15 protein-coding genes and 2 pseudogenes are annotated in these 13,923 nt (G+C 65.9%); 8 read left to right on the top strand and 9 right to left on the bottom strand.

Translation table 11 applies throughout. The annotated features are described in order from the left end of the window. Window positions 1-697: 697 nt before the first annotated feature. Window positions 698-841, top strand: a complete 144-nt coding sequence (locus tag J2X34_RS11500; protein ID WP_174914087.1) for a hypothetical protein — start codon at window positions 698-700, stop codon at window positions 839-841. Window positions 842-1,473: 632 nt separating this feature from the next. Then, on the top strand, window positions 1,474-1,983 hold the full coding sequence (locus tag J2X34_RS11495) for a hypothetical protein (RefSeq protein ID WP_174914085.1): 510 nt from the start codon (window positions 1,474-1,476) through the stop codon (window positions 1,981-1,983). Between the two features lie 229 nt (window positions 1,984-2,212). On the opposite strand, the pseudogene J2X34_RS11490 reads toward J2X34_RS11495, so the two are convergent. Beyond that, window positions 2,213-2,361: pseudogene (locus J2X34_RS11490) on the bottom strand (zinc finger domain-containing protein); the annotation flags it as partial. 27 nt (window positions 2,362-2,388) lie between these two features. Beyond that, window positions 2,389-2,523, bottom strand: coding sequence for a hypothetical protein (locus tag J2X34_RS11485; protein ID WP_258557743.1), 135 nt, complete (start codon window positions 2,521-2,523; stop codon window positions 2,389-2,391). Window positions 2,524-2,791: 268 nt separating this feature from the next. Between J2X34_RS11485 and J2X34_RS11480 the strand changes: the two genes are divergently transcribed. Continuing rightward, window positions 2,792-3,472 (top strand): SMI1/KNR4 family protein, encoded by a 681-nt coding sequence (locus J2X34_RS11480; RefSeq protein ID WP_429517293.1) that lies wholly within the window; start codon window positions 2,792-2,794, stop codon window positions 3,470-3,472. A gap of 703 nt (window positions 3,473-4,175) precedes the next feature. Here J2X34_RS11480 and J2X34_RS11475 read toward each other — a convergent pair. The 3 genes from J2X34_RS11475 to J2X34_RS11465 form a co-directional block, all read right to left on the bottom strand. Then, window positions 4,176-5,066 (bottom strand): DUF1707 SHOCT-like domain-containing protein, encoded by an 891-nt coding sequence (locus J2X34_RS11475; RefSeq protein ID WP_429517291.1) that lies wholly within the window; start codon window positions 5,064-5,066, stop codon window positions 4,176-4,178. A 2-nt stretch (window positions 5,067-5,068) separates the two neighbouring features. Next, window positions 5,069-5,929, bottom strand: coding sequence for a DUF1707 SHOCT-like domain-containing protein (locus J2X34_RS11470; protein ID WP_429517289.1), 861 nt, complete (start codon window positions 5,927-5,929; stop codon window positions 5,069-5,071). A gap of 88 nt (window positions 5,930-6,017) precedes the next feature. Beyond that, window positions 6,018-6,812 carry a hypothetical protein gene (locus J2X34_RS11465; protein ID WP_429517287.1) on the bottom strand — a complete coding sequence of 265 codons (795 nt, stop codon included), beginning with the start codon at window positions 6,810-6,812 and terminating at the stop codon, window positions 6,018-6,020. A 262-nt stretch (window positions 6,813-7,074) separates the two neighbouring features. On the opposite strand from J2X34_RS11465, the gene J2X34_RS11460 reads away from it, so the two are divergent. Then, entirely contained in the window at window positions 7,075-7,548 is a 474-nt protein-coding gene (locus J2X34_RS11460) for a hypothetical protein (RefSeq protein ID WP_429517285.1), read from the top strand. A gap of 65 nt (window positions 7,549-7,613) precedes the next feature. Here J2X34_RS11460 and J2X34_RS11455 read toward each other — a convergent pair whose 3' ends face one another. Both J2X34_RS11455 and J2X34_RS11450 read right to left on the bottom strand, forming a co-directional pair. After that, window positions 7,614-7,826 (bottom strand): DUF2182 domain-containing protein, encoded by a 213-nt coding sequence (locus J2X34_RS11455; RefSeq protein WP_114724405.1) that lies wholly within the window; start codon window positions 7,824-7,826, stop codon window positions 7,614-7,616. Window positions 7,827-8,075: 249 nt separating this feature from the next. Further along, a pseudogene (locus J2X34_RS11450) lies at window positions 8,076-8,549 on the bottom strand (transposase); the annotation flags it as partial. A 116-nt stretch (window positions 8,550-8,665) separates the two neighbouring features. Between J2X34_RS11450 and J2X34_RS11445 the strand changes: the two are divergent. The 4 genes from J2X34_RS11445 to J2X34_RS11430 all read left to right on the top strand — a co-directional run bounded on the left by J2X34_RS11445 (window position 8,666) and on the right by J2X34_RS11430 (window position 11,787). Further along, window positions 8,666-9,016, top strand: a complete 351-nt coding sequence (locus tag J2X34_RS11445; protein ID WP_114724403.1) for a hypothetical protein — start codon at window positions 8,666-8,668, stop codon at window positions 9,014-9,016. Between the two features lie 69 nt (window positions 9,017-9,085). Beyond that, entirely contained in the window at window positions 9,086-9,586 is a 501-nt protein-coding gene (locus J2X34_RS11440) for a hypothetical protein (RefSeq protein WP_114724402.1), read from the top strand. A gap of 64 nt (window positions 9,587-9,650) precedes the next feature. Then, window positions 9,651-10,139 (top strand): hypothetical protein, encoded by a 489-nt coding sequence (locus J2X34_RS11435; protein WP_429517282.1) that lies wholly within the window; start codon window positions 9,651-9,653, stop codon window positions 10,137-10,139. Window positions 10,140-10,683: 544 nt separating this feature from the next. Next, window positions 10,684-11,787, top strand: coding sequence for an alpha/beta hydrolase (locus J2X34_RS11430; protein ID WP_114724400.1), 1,104 nt, complete (start codon window positions 10,684-10,686; stop codon window positions 11,785-11,787). A gap of 46 nt (window positions 11,788-11,833) precedes the next feature. Here the strand turns inward: J2X34_RS11430 and J2X34_RS11425 are convergent, their stop codons facing one another. Beyond that, entirely contained in the window at window positions 11,834-12,706 is an 873-nt protein-coding gene (locus J2X34_RS11425; RefSeq protein ID WP_114724399.1) for a hypothetical protein, read from the bottom strand. Next, window positions 12,699-13,895 (bottom strand): hypothetical protein, encoded by a 1,197-nt coding sequence (locus J2X34_RS11420; RefSeq protein ID WP_147283592.1) that lies wholly within the window; start codon window positions 13,893-13,895, stop codon window positions 12,699-12,701. Before J2X34_RS11420 ends, J2X34_RS11425 begins: the two co-directional genes overlap by 8 nt. Window positions 13,896-13,923: the final 28 nt, after the last annotated feature.

The following is a 13,923-nucleotide window of genomic DNA, read 5'->3' as shown; positions in this document are numbered from 1 at the left end:
AAGCATGAGAACCAGGCCGTCACCCCGCGAAGCCAGCGAGCCGACTCCGGATTCTTGAATCGAGTGCACTCTCAATGGGTTTGAAATTTCTTCGTCACCAACAACTGAGCGCATGACAGCGGGCCAGCAATCGAATCATGCTGGCCCGCTGTCGTTGTTCCAGGCGTTCAGCCGGGCAGGTGCCCGAAGGTCAGCCAGTAGTTCACGATGTCCAACAGGTTGCCGATGGGGCCGAACCAAATCCCGTATGGGTCCATCCGAGTTCACTTCCAATCAGGTGCAGTGTCCGCCGAGGTCACATGGGATCACGGCCCAGATCGTGCGACGCCACTCCCGCTGCAAGGGGAGTCCCCACTTCCAGCCATTGGGGATCATGTGCAAACCCCCGGGGGTGCCTGACCGTCCCGACCCTGTCAGGTCAGGCTAGACCTCGGAGGTGGTCGAACAGAAGATTTGGATGGACATCCGCTCCACCTACCAGTGGAAATAGCTGTCTACGCGGCTCCGGCTCGAGCTTCCGACAGCGAATACTGTCTCGCCATCACCGTCACCCCGACGTCCACCGCAGCCGACGCCGTGCCATGCGTCGACCCGGCGGTTTCCGAAGCCGAGCGGATTCTCGGGCTGCTCGCAGAATGCGACCCGGATCTGATCGTGTGGTTCGTCCAACGGTGGTGACTCGGGCGGTCCTGCTTACATGTACGGCACCACGAAGATCGTCGGCATGGTGAATGGCGTCGACACAAACGGATTCCGCTACGTCAAGTTCGCGCCGGTCCTCGCCAGCATCCTTTCCAACCCGAGCCAGGTCGGCGACAACCTCGTCGTCACCAACAACTGAGAGCATGACAGCGGGCCAGCAATCCAAACCTCGCTGGCCCGCCTGTGCGTTACCCAGGGAAGCAACTGCGCTGGAAGTCGACCAGGCACGGATAGGTCGCGGCCGGCCATCGCAGGGTCTCATACGGTAACGGGAGGAACCAGAAGGTGTCACCCATCGTCAGTCACCTCCTTTTCTAGGGGCAGTGTCCCCCGAATTACGCGCTACTTGGGCTGCGAAAAGGTGACGGTGGAGACCGAGAGTCAGCCTGGCCGCGATGACCTGGCTTCGACTCGGACCAGGGCTGTGGAAAGGGACATCTTCGCACGGAATTTCGTGGACAAGTGTCGCGGAAGATCTCGGAAATCCCAGGCGGCTCGGACAAGTAGATCCGGAACCTACACTCCTGTCGACTTGCAGCGAAGATTAGCGAAACGCGCCGCTGGTTCAACTAGCGCGGTTCGACGCGATCCTGGGCTCTACCTGCGATGTCTACGGTCAACTGGCGTCCGATGTCGGGCGAGGAGTACTGCCGGATCCCTGCAGTGTCCGGACACGAACGCGTCGTGTTCGTGGTGTGGGACTGACGGTCGCCGCCTTCACTCCATCTGGTTCCAGGGGCGTGGCTTCAGCAATCCGACCATAATCGAGTCATGAGTGTCCCCGCGCCTGAATCCCCCTCGTTCGAGCATGTCGACTTCGAGGCAGTCGATTCGTTCCGTTTCCCGGACGGCGGCGGGTACCCCCAGAGCTACCGCGAGTTTGTTCGCTCCTGCGGCTGGGCCCGCACGTTCGGCCTGTGGCTCATCTACCCGCCCGTGCAACCCGGTTTCGCAGACGGGCGGGCCCGTGCAGCGAACCTCACCGAGCACTTCCACGCGGTCTTCCGCGACGGCGAAGAGGAGGAATTCGGCTGGATGATCGAGCCCGACGGTAGCTGGGACCTCGCCGAACGACTCGAGGTCTTCGGCTGGAGCGAGAACGGCGACCTTCTCCTCTGGGACGTCGCAAGCCGCAATGCCGACGAGGAGTTTCCGGTGTGGGAATCGCGCGGCATGAACACCCTCCACCTGCTCGGCTCGAGCCTTGACGAGGCGCTTCTCAAGCTGCGCGAGCGCTCCGAGGCCCAGGTCATTGAGCCGCTGAGACCTGCCCGTCTCTGACCCACAGCTCATCCGGATCCGCTCGAGGCTGAGATCCGCCGGGACGCCACCGCGACCCGAGGCGCTCCGGCGTCAAGCATCAGCGCCTGCAAGCCACGGACACGTTCACGTCGCGCTACACGCCGATCGCTCGCTCACTCCGCGTTGACGTAGACCTGAGCCACAGAGCCAGAAGCGACTGCGCTCACGCGCCAAGTCTCGACATCCTTCCCGGCATCGAACACGAGCGTCAGCGCCGTCGCTGGCACCTCGGGCAGAAGTGCGAACCGCGGTTCATGAAGGTCTCCCGCACCATCGGCGGGCCGCAACGCGGGCACGGCTTGCCGGCGCGCCCGTAGGCGTTCAGGGAGTGCTCGAGTACCCGGATGCCCCGTTGACGTATGACCGCAGCCTTCTCAGCGGTGGTCACACATGGCGAAGATCGATGTCCGAAAGCGACTTGGGCACGTACGGGATTGGACGAGATGCACTTTCTACGTTCTGTTCGCCATCGTCCGCGAGTGCATTGAGGTCGGTAGCCTTCTTGTCGGAGATACTCACGGGCGCATCGTCTCTCGCCGTGTCGACGCGATGCAATCGGCCAGGAGTGGGATCCGTTGCTGTGCGGTCCGTGAACGAGCCGGTTGTGGGGTCATGGCGTAGCAGACCACCTTTCGATCCGGCGGTACACCTATATCGACGGGCTTCGCCGACTCTCCCGAGATCCGTCAAAGTAGCCTGTGCACTTTGACCGTGGTCGGACGCGCCTGTCAATGTAGGTGTGTCACCGAACTCAGAGGCAAGTCGTCGCATCCGTCAGGATGTGAGCATGAAACACGCGCAAACGCACCCGGACCGGATCGCCGAGATCCTGACCGGCCTCGACCGACTACGAGCAGCCGATCTGAAGACCACCGTCGTCCCGCTCGGCGACCGGGAGGTCATCGGCTACAGCTGCCACATCCACGGGGCGGCCGTGCATCGCTACGAGCACGCCGCTACCGCGGACCCGGACGTCCTCGCGGCATTCGAGAACCGGCTCGGCGTCGGCCTTCCGGCCGACTACCGCGAGTGGATCACCCGGGTGGGCGACGGCGGAGCCGGACCGATGCTCGGACTTCTCCCGCTGGCGCAGGAGGCCGAGGACGCCGCGATCGACTACGCCGCGGACTTCCCCTTCACCGCCGAGCGACCCTGCCCGCCCGCCGCCGAGGACTCCGAGTTCCAGTGGACGGAGAACATCGGCCGGATCCACCGAGGCGCGACATTCCTCGCGAACGAGGGATGCGGCATGTACGACCTCCTGATCCTGCGCGGCCCGGCCGCGGGGCAGGTGTGGTGGCACAGCTACGAGCACGCCGCCGCGCTGCCGGTGCTCCACCCGGACACCCGCGAGCCGCTGACGTTCCTCGACTGGTACGAACTCTGGCTCGCCCGCGCCCTCGACCCGGACCTTGACCAGGTGGAGAGCTTTGCCGAGTTCGCCGATCACGGCACGAACCACGCCTGAGGTGTCACGTTCCCCCTTGCATCGCGGTTGCGACGACGATCGCCGGGTGTCCTTCGTGCTGGTCCATGGGCGCTCGTCGTGGATCTGGCCGAGGGCGGTCGGACTTGGTGCATCATGACTGTGGAGGGGAGCTGACGTGACGGGTAAGGCGGTGGGGGGTTCCCGGGCGTCTTTCGTCGGAACGTCCTGACGTCCATCCCTGGGCTCAGTGCCGCGATTGCAGAAGCCTTCACGGCGGTGGATCGGGCGGCCTACCTGGAGCGGTTCCGCGCGCCGGGGAAACGGGAATGGATCGACGCCTCGAAGCCTCTGTCGGCCGATGCCGCGGCCGCAATCTACAGCGACCGGGCACCGGCCACGCTCGCAGTCGGGAGGTGCGCCGGCATCCTGCGTAGGTGAGCATGATGAGCGTCGCTTGGATGTCGAAGCTCAACGGCGCTTCGTCTGAATCGCCAATTTGCACTTGAGGTCGTGGTTTTGCCCGCCTTCTTACGACCTGTCCCAGTCCCGCTCACCGATCGTCAAACAGGACACCCATGTTGGGCACCTTCGGGCCATCAGCAACTGTCAGCGGGCTGAACCACAAATGACATACAGATGATCTTGTGGGCCGTGCCGTTGAACTTTGTCGAGCTCATTCGAGAAAGCGGCCTGGGCTGGTGGGTCACCCGTACCCGCGACATCGCGTGAAGCTGGTCCGCGCTCACTGGTCCGATCGGTGGATGCGTCGGATGACCCCGTCGAACCCGACGCTGAGGTAGCCCGTCGTGCCCTGCTCGTCGTTCGTCAGGTTCATCTCGACGATCGGCCCGCTCGCTCCGATGATCACGTGCGCCGAGGTCGGGTTCTCGACCCGGAGGGTGCGGTCTGCTCCGGAGAACAGCCCGATCACGCGTGGCAGGTTTTGCCGGAGCGGAGTGAGATCGTTGGGGACCGCGTCACTGCTACGCGAGGACGTGCCCTGGTCGGTGAGTTCTCCTGTACCGGAGATGAGTTGGTAGCGGTAGCTCTGGTCCTGGCCGGGCTTACCCTCGATGGGTCGCTCTATTTCGGCGCGGTCAGGGTAGATGGTGATGCGGTCGACGACGAGGTCGCCGAACTCACGCTGGATGTCGTCGAGCATCTGCCCGAACCCTGCCAACGTGAACAGCGCCGAGCTGTCCGAGGTCTCCGGCGCCGCCCAGTTCGTTCCCGAGTCGGGCGCCTTGCCCACCAGCGTCACGAACAGCAGCCCCCCTGCGAGCGCTGCCCCGGCCAGGACCACGGCGCGGCGCCGTGGCGTGGATCCCGGAAAGGTCGACGCAGTGGAAGCCGACGCAGTGGAAGTCGACGGCGCGGGCTGCGGGTCCGGGGGTGGCGGCGTGAACCGTGTTCTCCCGACGACCTCGTCGGTGAGCTGCAGGTCACCGACGAGCCGGTCGAGTTCGTCGAGGGTCGCTGCGGTGGCGGCGGATTCGACGCGCGACCGGTGTTCGTCGGGGCTCAGCTGCCCGGTCTCGTAGGAGGCGTCGAGGAGGGCGAGGGCGTCGGCCCGGTCGATGTCCCGAGCACGTACCGGCACGGTCGTCGCCCGTCGGCGGCGGTTGGTCGCCATGGTCACCCCTGCCGTGCGGTCTGGACTTCCACGATCTCGCCGCCGAGTGTCGCTGTCACGTTCCCTCTGGACTCGTCGTTGTCCACGACGTACACGGTGACGAGCGACTGGCCGTTGTTGGCGCGGATCGCGACACGATCGATGCGTCCGCTGGGCAGATGTACCTGTTGGAGCGCGCTGGTGATCAGGCCACCGATGCGGTCGGCATCGAGCTGAGCGAGGTCGACCGTCTCCCGATCCCGATCCCGGAGACCGGGCAGGTTGGTCCACTGCTCGAACCCGCCGCTGAACCGCCACCGCAGGTACCGGTGCGGCTGCTGGGGAACCATCCGCACGACGATGGCGTCGTCCCGGTACAGATCGATATCGTCGGCGATCGTGTCGCGGAACTGCAGTTCGAACAATCGCACGAACTCGCGGATGCCGTCGGCGGTGTGCAGGTTGATCGGCTCGACCGCGATCGGGTCCGGTTCACCGGCCGCCGCAGGCTGGGCAGCAGTCGATCCTGAACCACCGGTCGACTGGTCACCACCGGCAACACTGCCGGACAGCAGGTAGCCGATGACGCCGCAGACCACCACCGCCGAAACGAGCATCGCGGCCAGGACGAGGCCACGGCGGTGCGACTGTCCGGCCTCGTCGGCGGGCGACTCCGGCGACTCGCGAAGATGGTCTCGGACCTGCAGATCCTCGGTGAGTGCCCACAGATCGCCGAGCGTCTCCGCGTGCATCGCGGCCGCGGTGCGCGCCTCGTAGTCGTCGACACCGAGCTGACCGTCCCCGTACGCAGCGTCGAGCAGGCTGCAGGTCTGCGCGCGGTCGATGTCCCGCGCCCGGGTCTTGGGTGATCTTGAATCGGGCACGCCCCGATCCTAGGAAACGTGCTGTGACACCGACGACACCGAGGCGATCAGGGGTGCCCGGACCACGGACTACCGTTGGTCGTGATCGTCAAACAGGACAGTCGGTAGCAGGGCCTTCGTCCGTACGCTTCCACCCAGCGATACGCGCCCGGCACAGCGCCTCCAGCGCCTCGTGCTCGGCGCGCCAGCGGGCATGATCTTGCTCTGTTCCTGGCCACGTCTGTGAGCGCCGATCTACCTCGGCAGGCAGTGTGTCGATGGTGCCGCCATGCCAACACCCGACCGATAAGTTGTGGCCGGCGGCGGTGCGAGTGAGAGTCGCGGCGACGGACTGGGAGCCGATGGGGTAGACGACGAGGATGTCCTGGCGCTCGGTGACAGTTGCTCGGCCGTACACCTCGGCGTGGCCGGATACCCTCGCATCGCCGGACACGTCCGCGTTGCCGTACACGCTGGCGTTGCCTTCGACCTCCGCGTCGCCGAATATCCTCGCCTCGCCGTGCACCGTCGCGTCTCCGGACACGTCCGCGTTGCCGAACACGGTGGCATCGCCGTATACCCGCGCATCGCCGTATACCCGCGCGTCGCCGTGTACCCGCGCGTCTCCGGACACCTCCGCGTTGCCGGACACCCTCGCGTTGCCTGAGGCCTCCGCGTTGCCTGAGATCTCCGCGTTGTCGGATACCCATGCGTCGCCAAACACCCTCGCGTCGCCTGACACCCACGCGTACCCGGAGACATTGCGTTCGCATTCAACCCACCCTCCGACGTCGCCCTTGCGGACGCCGTACCGTGGCATGTCGCGTGTGGCACGGATGCGATGCAGGTTGTGGCCGAAGTGGTTTCGCGTTTCGTCGGTCAGCTCGAAGTGCTTGCCGGTCATGTCGTCCTTCGCTTCTGGTCTCCGTCCCCACGCACAGCTCAGCCGGGGCACAAGACGGCTCGCCGGCATGAGGAGGCTGGCGGTGAACATTCTCCCCTGGGCTTCCATTCCGCAGCTCTCGATCCGGTGTGCGTTCGGCGATCGATAAACAGGACACGTGGCGGGGCGGGGAGCCCGCGTACAGGAATTTCCCGCTGGCCGGATCCGAGCCCGGGAAGCGAACGGCGCGTTGTAAGCGTGGTGCCACACATAGGGTGTCGAGGTGTCCAACAAGAACGCGAAGGGGCCGCGACAGGTCGAGCTCATCGGTCCCGCCGGCGGGGTGATGACGTATTCGATCGCGGGTGGTCTCATCCTGGCCGGGCCGATTGCCGGGTGGGCCGACGGTTCGCTGGCGACCGGCTTGTGGTGGGGAGTCTTCACCCTCCCGATCGGAATCGGGCTTGCAGTCAGTACTTACGGGTGGCGTTGGGACGAAAAGCGATTCCGGGCCGCTGGGATCGCGGCGACGGCGGAGATCCTCGCCGTCAACCGGATCCGGGGCAGCGACGAGGGCCAGGACATCGCCGAACTGACGGTCCGTATCAGTGGCCCGGGTTTTGACACGTTCGACGCGGGCTGTGAGGTGCCCACAGGTAGCGTGCGACCGCAGGTCGGTGACCGGCGCACGGTGATGGTGGAACCGTCCGACCTCACCTTCGCCATCGGCTATGACCACCTTTTCCAGCACGACTAGCTGTAGTTCCCGGGGACGTTGTGGACGCCGACGCGGTCGAGTCACCCGGATGAGTGCCGCGCGCCTCACAGGCCCAAACTCAACGCGCCGACCAGGATCATCGCTGCGCCCGCGAACCGTCCACTCACGTCACCGAACGGGATCATCTTCTCCAGCAGGACGAAGATGGCGATCGCCGCGATCCACAGAAGGTTCATCACGCCGCCGACGAACAGCAATCCCATCAGGATCCAGCAGCAGCCCACGCAGTAGGCGCCGAGCGTACGGCACTGCTTCATCGACCTGCTCACCCCTCAGCAACTCGAGGTCCTCGGCGACATCGCGGACACCGTCAGCGACCACCTGAGTACAGAACATCCCTGATCCGCCGGATGATCGACCCTGTGACGCACGGCCCGTGGGAACGGCCGTCTACGGCCGGATTTCGCGGTCATCTGTCGTGAAAGACGTTGATGTCGCGGGACGATCGGAGAAGTTCGTCCGGAACCTACCCCCGGCGGGTTTCTCGTTCGATCGGAGACCTAGCCTCAATCTTTCTCGAGCCCCGCGTGCTGGCCTGAGCGGTTTCGGATCGGTGTCGGCAGTGCCGCGAGGCGCCTGAGTCCGGCGGTCAGTAGGTCGACCTGCGGTGCGTGCGTGGACAATCGTAGATGGATGCGGAGGGCGTGCAGGGTGATGCGCCCGGCAATCGAAAAAGTCTGCAGCCGTGGCTGTTCGGGTTCCCACCGTCGGTCAGGGTGGCCCTCGAATGCGAACAGTTGCGTCCACGCTGTCAACTCGCAGACCGGCTCCACGATCGCCCGCCAGATCCGGTTCTGATCGGATCCGTGTAGCGGAAGGTTCTGTGGTTCAAATTCTTTCGCGGTCCGGATGCGGTCCTCGCAGTGGGCCCGATGCTGGCGCCGCAGTTCCAGATCCGGCAAATGGCAGCAGATGGTGGTGACGAACGCGGTCAGCCGCAGCCCGTCGTGGCCGGTGACCCGCAACTCTGCGCCGGGGTGGTCGAGTCGGCCCGCATCCGCTTGGCGGCAGCATGAACCAAGAGTGTTGCGCCTGCCTCGCCTGGTGTTCGATGGTTGGATCGCCAGCAGGACACTGACGCGTCATTGGAGTGTGAATGAGCTACGACTTCGGTATCTGGAAACGCGCTGCGACGACGAAGACCGCTATGGTCCTCGACGCCTGGCATGCAATTACCCAGGAGCATGGACATCCGGCGATGGGGGACTTCGACGCAGAGGCGGTCCTTGCGGAGATCGCTGCCCTCTTTCCGGGTGAGGCGACGGATCCTGACAACGCACTGATCGCGAGTTCGGGTCGAGATGGCGAGACCGCATGGATCATCATCCATGCCCCGCATTCGGCGGTTGCGCGCTACACAGGCGTCCTGATGGAGGTGGCACTGAGCCATGGCCTGATGCTCTGGGATCCGCAGCGAGGTGCCGTCTCGGTAGCTCGCACTGTGTGAGCAGGGCATCGTCCGCGACCGTCATTGTCTTCCTTGCCGAGGTGCGCGCGATGGCACAGTATTCCGGGCATGGGATTCTCACTGATCTTCGTACGCGTCCACGGAGACGAGCAGCGCGACGCGGATCGCGATGCCGTCGCCGCCTTCCTCGAGACGCGCGGCCTGCGCGCGGCGGGAAGCGCCGGCCGAGGTTCGCTTCTCGTCGATGCGGACGGGCAGGCGCTCTCGTTCGACGGGCATTGGACCGACCTGCACCTCGACCCGCTCGATCAGGAGGAGCCGTTGAGCGGTGGGATCGATCACGCCTCGCTGTCGGACGAGGAGACGACGTTCATCTATGAGCTGTGCGTCGCGGCGGGGTTCCTCATCGCCAATCTGCAGGGCAATCCGACCTACCTCGTCCCCGGCGCCAACCATGCCCCGGAAGATGTGCCCGATCAGGAGGACATCGACTGGGTGAACAGCGCCGCCGAGCTACGGCAGGCGCTCGCCGGCAACTTCGACGACTTCCGCGCATGGCGTGACCGCGTGGTCGCGCAGTACGCGGACGGGCGGGCAGACCGCGAGTAGCGCGCGCCAACCCGGCTGCTTCTCGATCCGGGGAACTGTCGTCACCGGTCGTTAGGCTGTCGCAATGTCGATGAACTTCATGCTGGGCTTCGTACCGAACACCGACCTCTCGGCCTTCGGAGCTGACGCCGAATCGACCACCGACTTCGACGGCGCGAGCCGCAGCACCGCGGCCGGCCCGTCGGCCGCGCAGGTCGGCGCGCACGTGCTGCTCGTGGATCCCGGTCTCGATCTCCAGCAGCTTCCGCAGCTCTCCGGGCCGCCCGCGGGAACGGTGCTCGTCACCCTCGGTGGCACGAGCGACGTCTACGTGGTCCAGTCGTTCGGCGACCACCCCCGCCTCCGAGTGCTCGCCGAGCGTGAGGTCGCCGAAGACCTCGGCGCCCCGATCGACGCCGAGGCGGTGTTCGAGACCGAGGACGACCCGGAGGACGCGCACCTGGCGTTTGTCTGCCGCCTCGCCGGGATCACGGTCGAGGAGCTGTGGAATCTCGAGTGGGCGCCGCTCGCGTCGGGCCGGGGCGGGTTCTTCGGCCGTCTCTTCGGTCGCTGAGGCTCAGTTCGGATCGCGCTGAGACGCGGCCGGCGGCTGCCCGACTTCGTCGGCTCAGGCATGCTCGACGGCCATGGCGCTCTGGAACTCTCCGTTCAGCTCGAAGGCGGGGAGCATCAGCGCCGTCAGCGCGTCGCCCCAAAGAAGTGGCGATCGCAGATGTGGCCAGGAACAGCGGCGGATCATGCCCGCCGGCGCGCCGAGTACGAGCGCTGGAGGCACTGTGCCGCGCGGCCACGCTTACTCTCGGTCTCCACCAGGTGGCTCGGACAAGTAGATCCGAACCTGCAGCTGTTGTTGAGATGAAGCGAAACTAGCAAGATGACCCACCTTGATTGACAAGCTCGACGTGTTGATCGACTGGCCCTAACCTGCGCGGATGACTGAAATCGGCCACCTGTTGGTCTGAGTTCTGGCTAGATTTGCTGCCGACTCCTGTGCAAGTCGAAACTTCCCGACCCGAGCAATTGCGCTCCGGCAGCGCTCGCAGTCACGCGCGACCAACACCTCACCTATCCGCTGTTCAGCCGATAGACTCTCCCGTATGGCTGGGGCGATCGACTCCGCAAAACGGCGCACGGCACAGGCCCTGCTGGCGCTGCCTTCCGGCGCCATCCGGCGCCTGGCGGGGCAGCCCGTGGAGGTCGAGGGCAACATCCTCGACGCCGAGATGCAGCTGATTCTCAGGCTGCAAAGGGTCGAGGGCAAGCCATTCGACGAACAGCCGATCCCGGAGGGGCGTCGCGCACTCGTCCGCAGCGCCAGAACCGTCGGTGGGGACCTGCCGATCGGCGCGGCCACCGATCTCGACATCGACGGGCCAGTTGGTCCGCTCCGGTTGCGGTTCTACACCCCGCGCGGTCTGGCCACGGCATCCCCTGCCCTGTTTTTCGTCCACGGCGGCGGCTTCGTGTACGGCGACCTCGACAGCCATGACGCGATGTGCCGCTTCCTCGCGGAGCGGGCGGGCATCCGCGTCGTGGCGGTCGACTACCGGCTCGCCCCCGAGTTTCCCTTCCCCGCCGCTGGCGCCGACGTCGAGACCGCGTACTCGTTCGTGACCGCCAACGCGACCGGCCTCGGCATCGACCCAACCCGAATTGCCGTCGGTGGCGACAGCTCGGGTGGAAATCTCGCCACGGTGCTCGCTCAGCGCGCCGTTCAGGGGGAAGTTGCGGTACCGCCCGTATTCCAGCTGCTGATCTACCCGGTGGTGGATTTCGCCGTCAGACGCCCCAGCCGATCGACCTATGCGAGCGGGTTCTTCCTGTCCAAACGTTTCGTGGCCACCAGCGAGGACAGCTATGTCACCGCCGGGACTAGCCGGACAGACCCGCTACTGTCCCCGATCTACGGTGACCTCACCGGACTGCCGCCCGCCTACGTGGTGACCGCCGGGTTCGATCCTTTGCGCGACGAGGGCAATGAGTACGCCGAAAAACTGCGCGACGCAGGTGTCGCGGTAGAGCATGTCATCGAACGCAGACTCATCCACTCCTTCGCGAACATGGTCGGCGTTGGACGATCAGGCCCTGAAGCAATGGGCCGGGCCGCGTCCGCGCTGCGGCAGGCACTGTTCAGCCCTGCGATCAGTTCCCCGGCATCCCGCCGGCTGGGGTCGGACAGCTCCGTTCACCACGAAAGTTGATCCCGGCGACCGGGATGAGCCCTTCGACAGGCCTGGTATTCGTCGATCAGCTGCGGCGTTCGCGGTCTTCCAAGAGCCCGCGCAGGTACTCGGCGGTGTCCGGGCGCGCGGCGTCGACGGCCAGGACGATGCGTTCGCGGCGATCGTCGGGCAGCGCGGCGAGCGCACCGATGAACTTCGGGAGTTCGTTCCTCCGACGCATGAGTAGCGCGTTGAGGAAGTCGGGCACCTCCCGCCAGCGCACGCCGTGGCCGAGCTCCATGATCGCGAACACGCGGTCGAAGTTGCTCGGGAAGTCCTTCTCGTTCGTCCAGGCGCGATCGACCCGACCGCTCTCGCGGAACGCCTCGGCGGCGGATCTCCAGTCCTCGGGCCAGTCGTCCGGGATCGGGTCGAGCACCGGCTTCCTGTTCGTGCCGCCGAGTGCCTCGTGGATCGGTTCCCACTGCTCGTCGTCACGGACCCAGCGGCCGAGCGTTCGGCGCACGAGCGCGCGTTGCGCATCGCCCCAGGTGTCGGTCGCCGTGAGAAACGCGCGGGTCGCGTCCTCGCTACCCGTGACGAACATCGAGCCGGTGCGGATGCTGTCGTGATCCCCGCGCGACTCCAGCCAGTTCGGCAGCACCCGGGCGGTGGCGGCTCCGCCCGTTGCCGGATCGGCTTGCGAGAGAACACCGTAGGCGGCCTCGTAGATGCCGTAGTCGTCGAGCGGGTGCAACGACCACAGGATCGCCTCGACGGTTTCCGCCTCGACGGCCTGCCCGTCGAGAGCATCGAGCATCGCGAGGTACCGATCGATGCCTGCCTGCTGGACGGCGTCCTCCTCATCGCTGAGCGGCTCCGCCTCGTCCTGATGGATGCTGCCGCCCCGGCGGATCAGCTCGTCCCGCCACGCCTGGTCGCGACCCTCGTCACTCATCTCCGGTCCCGTCGTTGAGCAGCAACATGATCGCATCTCGGTCATACGGCAGGCCGACGCGCATGAGCGCCAGACCCGCGTTGCCGATGTTCGTTCCCCACAACTTCTCGTTCGCCACCAAAGCCGCGAGGAACTGTCGCTGAGGCGCGCCGATGTTCTCGGGTACCGGTGGGTACTCGCCCGGAACGAACTCGACCTCGGGGAACGCGGCACGAAGCAACGGCCCCCAGTCGTTGTCGGCCGTGTACGGGGTCGAAAGCTGCGCCATCGCAACGGCCGCCGGCAGGATCGCGGCGAAGGACGTTTCCCGTTGCAGGAGCGAGTTCAGCAGCGTGAACCGGACGTGCATGGGAAAGCTGCTCGGTTTCTGTTCGAACCACTGGTCGACCTCTTCCGGCTGAGTCAACGCACGAACGAGTTCTTCCGCCGCCTGCCCGGAAGACGGCAGATGCATTGCGGCACAAGCGCGGATCGCCGGGTCGGCGTCGGCGAGCCAGCCGCTGACGTCGGCTCCGACGGTGCCGAGAGCGAGAACAGCCGCGGCCCGGTCGTCACGCTCCGTGGCGCTGTCGGCGAAGGAACACAGCGCTGCGGCGACTCGGTGCTGATACAGCGCGGTGGAGTTGCCGTTCCACCGCGCCAGCGCGCTCACCGCCCCAGCCTTGTGGGCAACGGCATCCGATCCCATGAGCTGAAGCAGACCCTCCAGGACCGGGTTCGTCTGCTGCCGGAGCGCCGGGATGGCGAGGGTCATGAGCACGCCTGCCACAGGCGACTCCCACGCCTCCTCCGATTCTTCTTCATCGTCGGACGCCAGCGTCTCGAAGAACTCGCGTGCCTCCTCGTCCGAAGGCGGCACGACCTCGCTTTCGTCCTCGACCAGCTCCCCGGCCTGGGTCAGACTGTCGCCCGCCGCATCGAGGAAATCCGCCAGCGCAGGCAGGCGCGCTGAGGCGGTCTTGCGGTCCGCATCGCCGCTCCAGAACGACACGGCTTGTGCAACAGCGGCAACCGCGGGTGCCGTCGCCGGGTAGATGGTGCCCTGATGCAGCACCGCACTGTACAGATGCTCCATCGCCGTCGAGAACGCTGTCTCGTCGGCACCCGCCAACGCCTCCAGATGAGCGGGCGTGTCCATCGCCACGCCATAGGCATGGAAGAGCCGAGCCCAGTCGCACGTCTCGCTCACGCGACGCACTCCTTGTCATCACGCCATG

The sequence above is a fragment of the Rhodococcus sp. BE178 genome (genome assembly GCF_050433545.1).
Taxonomy (GTDB): domain Bacteria; phylum Actinomycetota; class Actinomycetes; order Mycobacteriales; family Mycobacteriaceae; genus Prescottella.
The sequence above is the reverse complement of the archived record's forward strand: the minus strand, read 5'-3'. Positions and strand labels throughout refer to the sequence as shown.

Bases quoted from the DNA above. Each gene is read 5' to 3' on its own strand.
- J2X34_RS11440 (WP_114724402.1), top strand. From the start codon at position 9,086: ATGGGATTCTCACTGATCTTCGTACGCGTCCACGGAGACGAGCAGCGC.
- J2X34_RS11495 (WP_174914085.1), top strand. From the start codon at position 1,474: ATGAGTGTCCCCGCGCCTGAATCCCCCTCGTTCGAGCATGTCGACTTC.
- J2X34_RS11445 (WP_114724403.1), top strand. From the start codon at position 8,666: ATGAGCTACGACTTCGGTATCTGGAAACGCGCTGCGACGACGAAGACC.
- J2X34_RS11475 (WP_429517291.1), bottom strand. From the start codon at position 5,066: ATGGCGACCAACCGCCGCCGACGGGCGACGACCGTGCCGGTACGTGCT.
- J2X34_RS11425 (WP_114724399.1), bottom strand. From the start codon at position 12,706: ATGAGTGACGAGGGTCGCGACCAGGCGTGGCGGGACGAGCTGATCCGC.
- J2X34_RS11500 (WP_174914087.1), top strand. From the start codon at position 698: ATGTACGGCACCACGAAGATCGTCGGCATGGTGAATGGCGTCGACACA.
- J2X34_RS11480 (WP_429517293.1), top strand. From the start codon at position 2,792: ATGAAACACGCGCAAACGCACCCGGACCGGATCGCCGAGATCCTGACC.
- J2X34_RS11455 (WP_114724405.1), bottom strand. From the start codon at position 7,826: ATGAAGCAGTGCCGTACGCTCGGCGCCTACTGCGTGGGCTGCTGCTGG.
- J2X34_RS11435 (WP_429517282.1), top strand. From the start codon at position 9,651: ATGTCGATGAACTTCATGCTGGGCTTCGTACCGAACACCGACCTCTCG.
- J2X34_RS11465 (WP_429517287.1), bottom strand. From the start codon at position 6,812: ATGACCGGCAAGCACTTCGAGCTGACCGACGAAACGCGAAACCACTTC.
- J2X34_RS11430 (WP_114724400.1), top strand. From the start codon at position 10,684: ATGGCTGGGGCGATCGACTCCGCAAAACGGCGCACGGCACAGGCCCTG.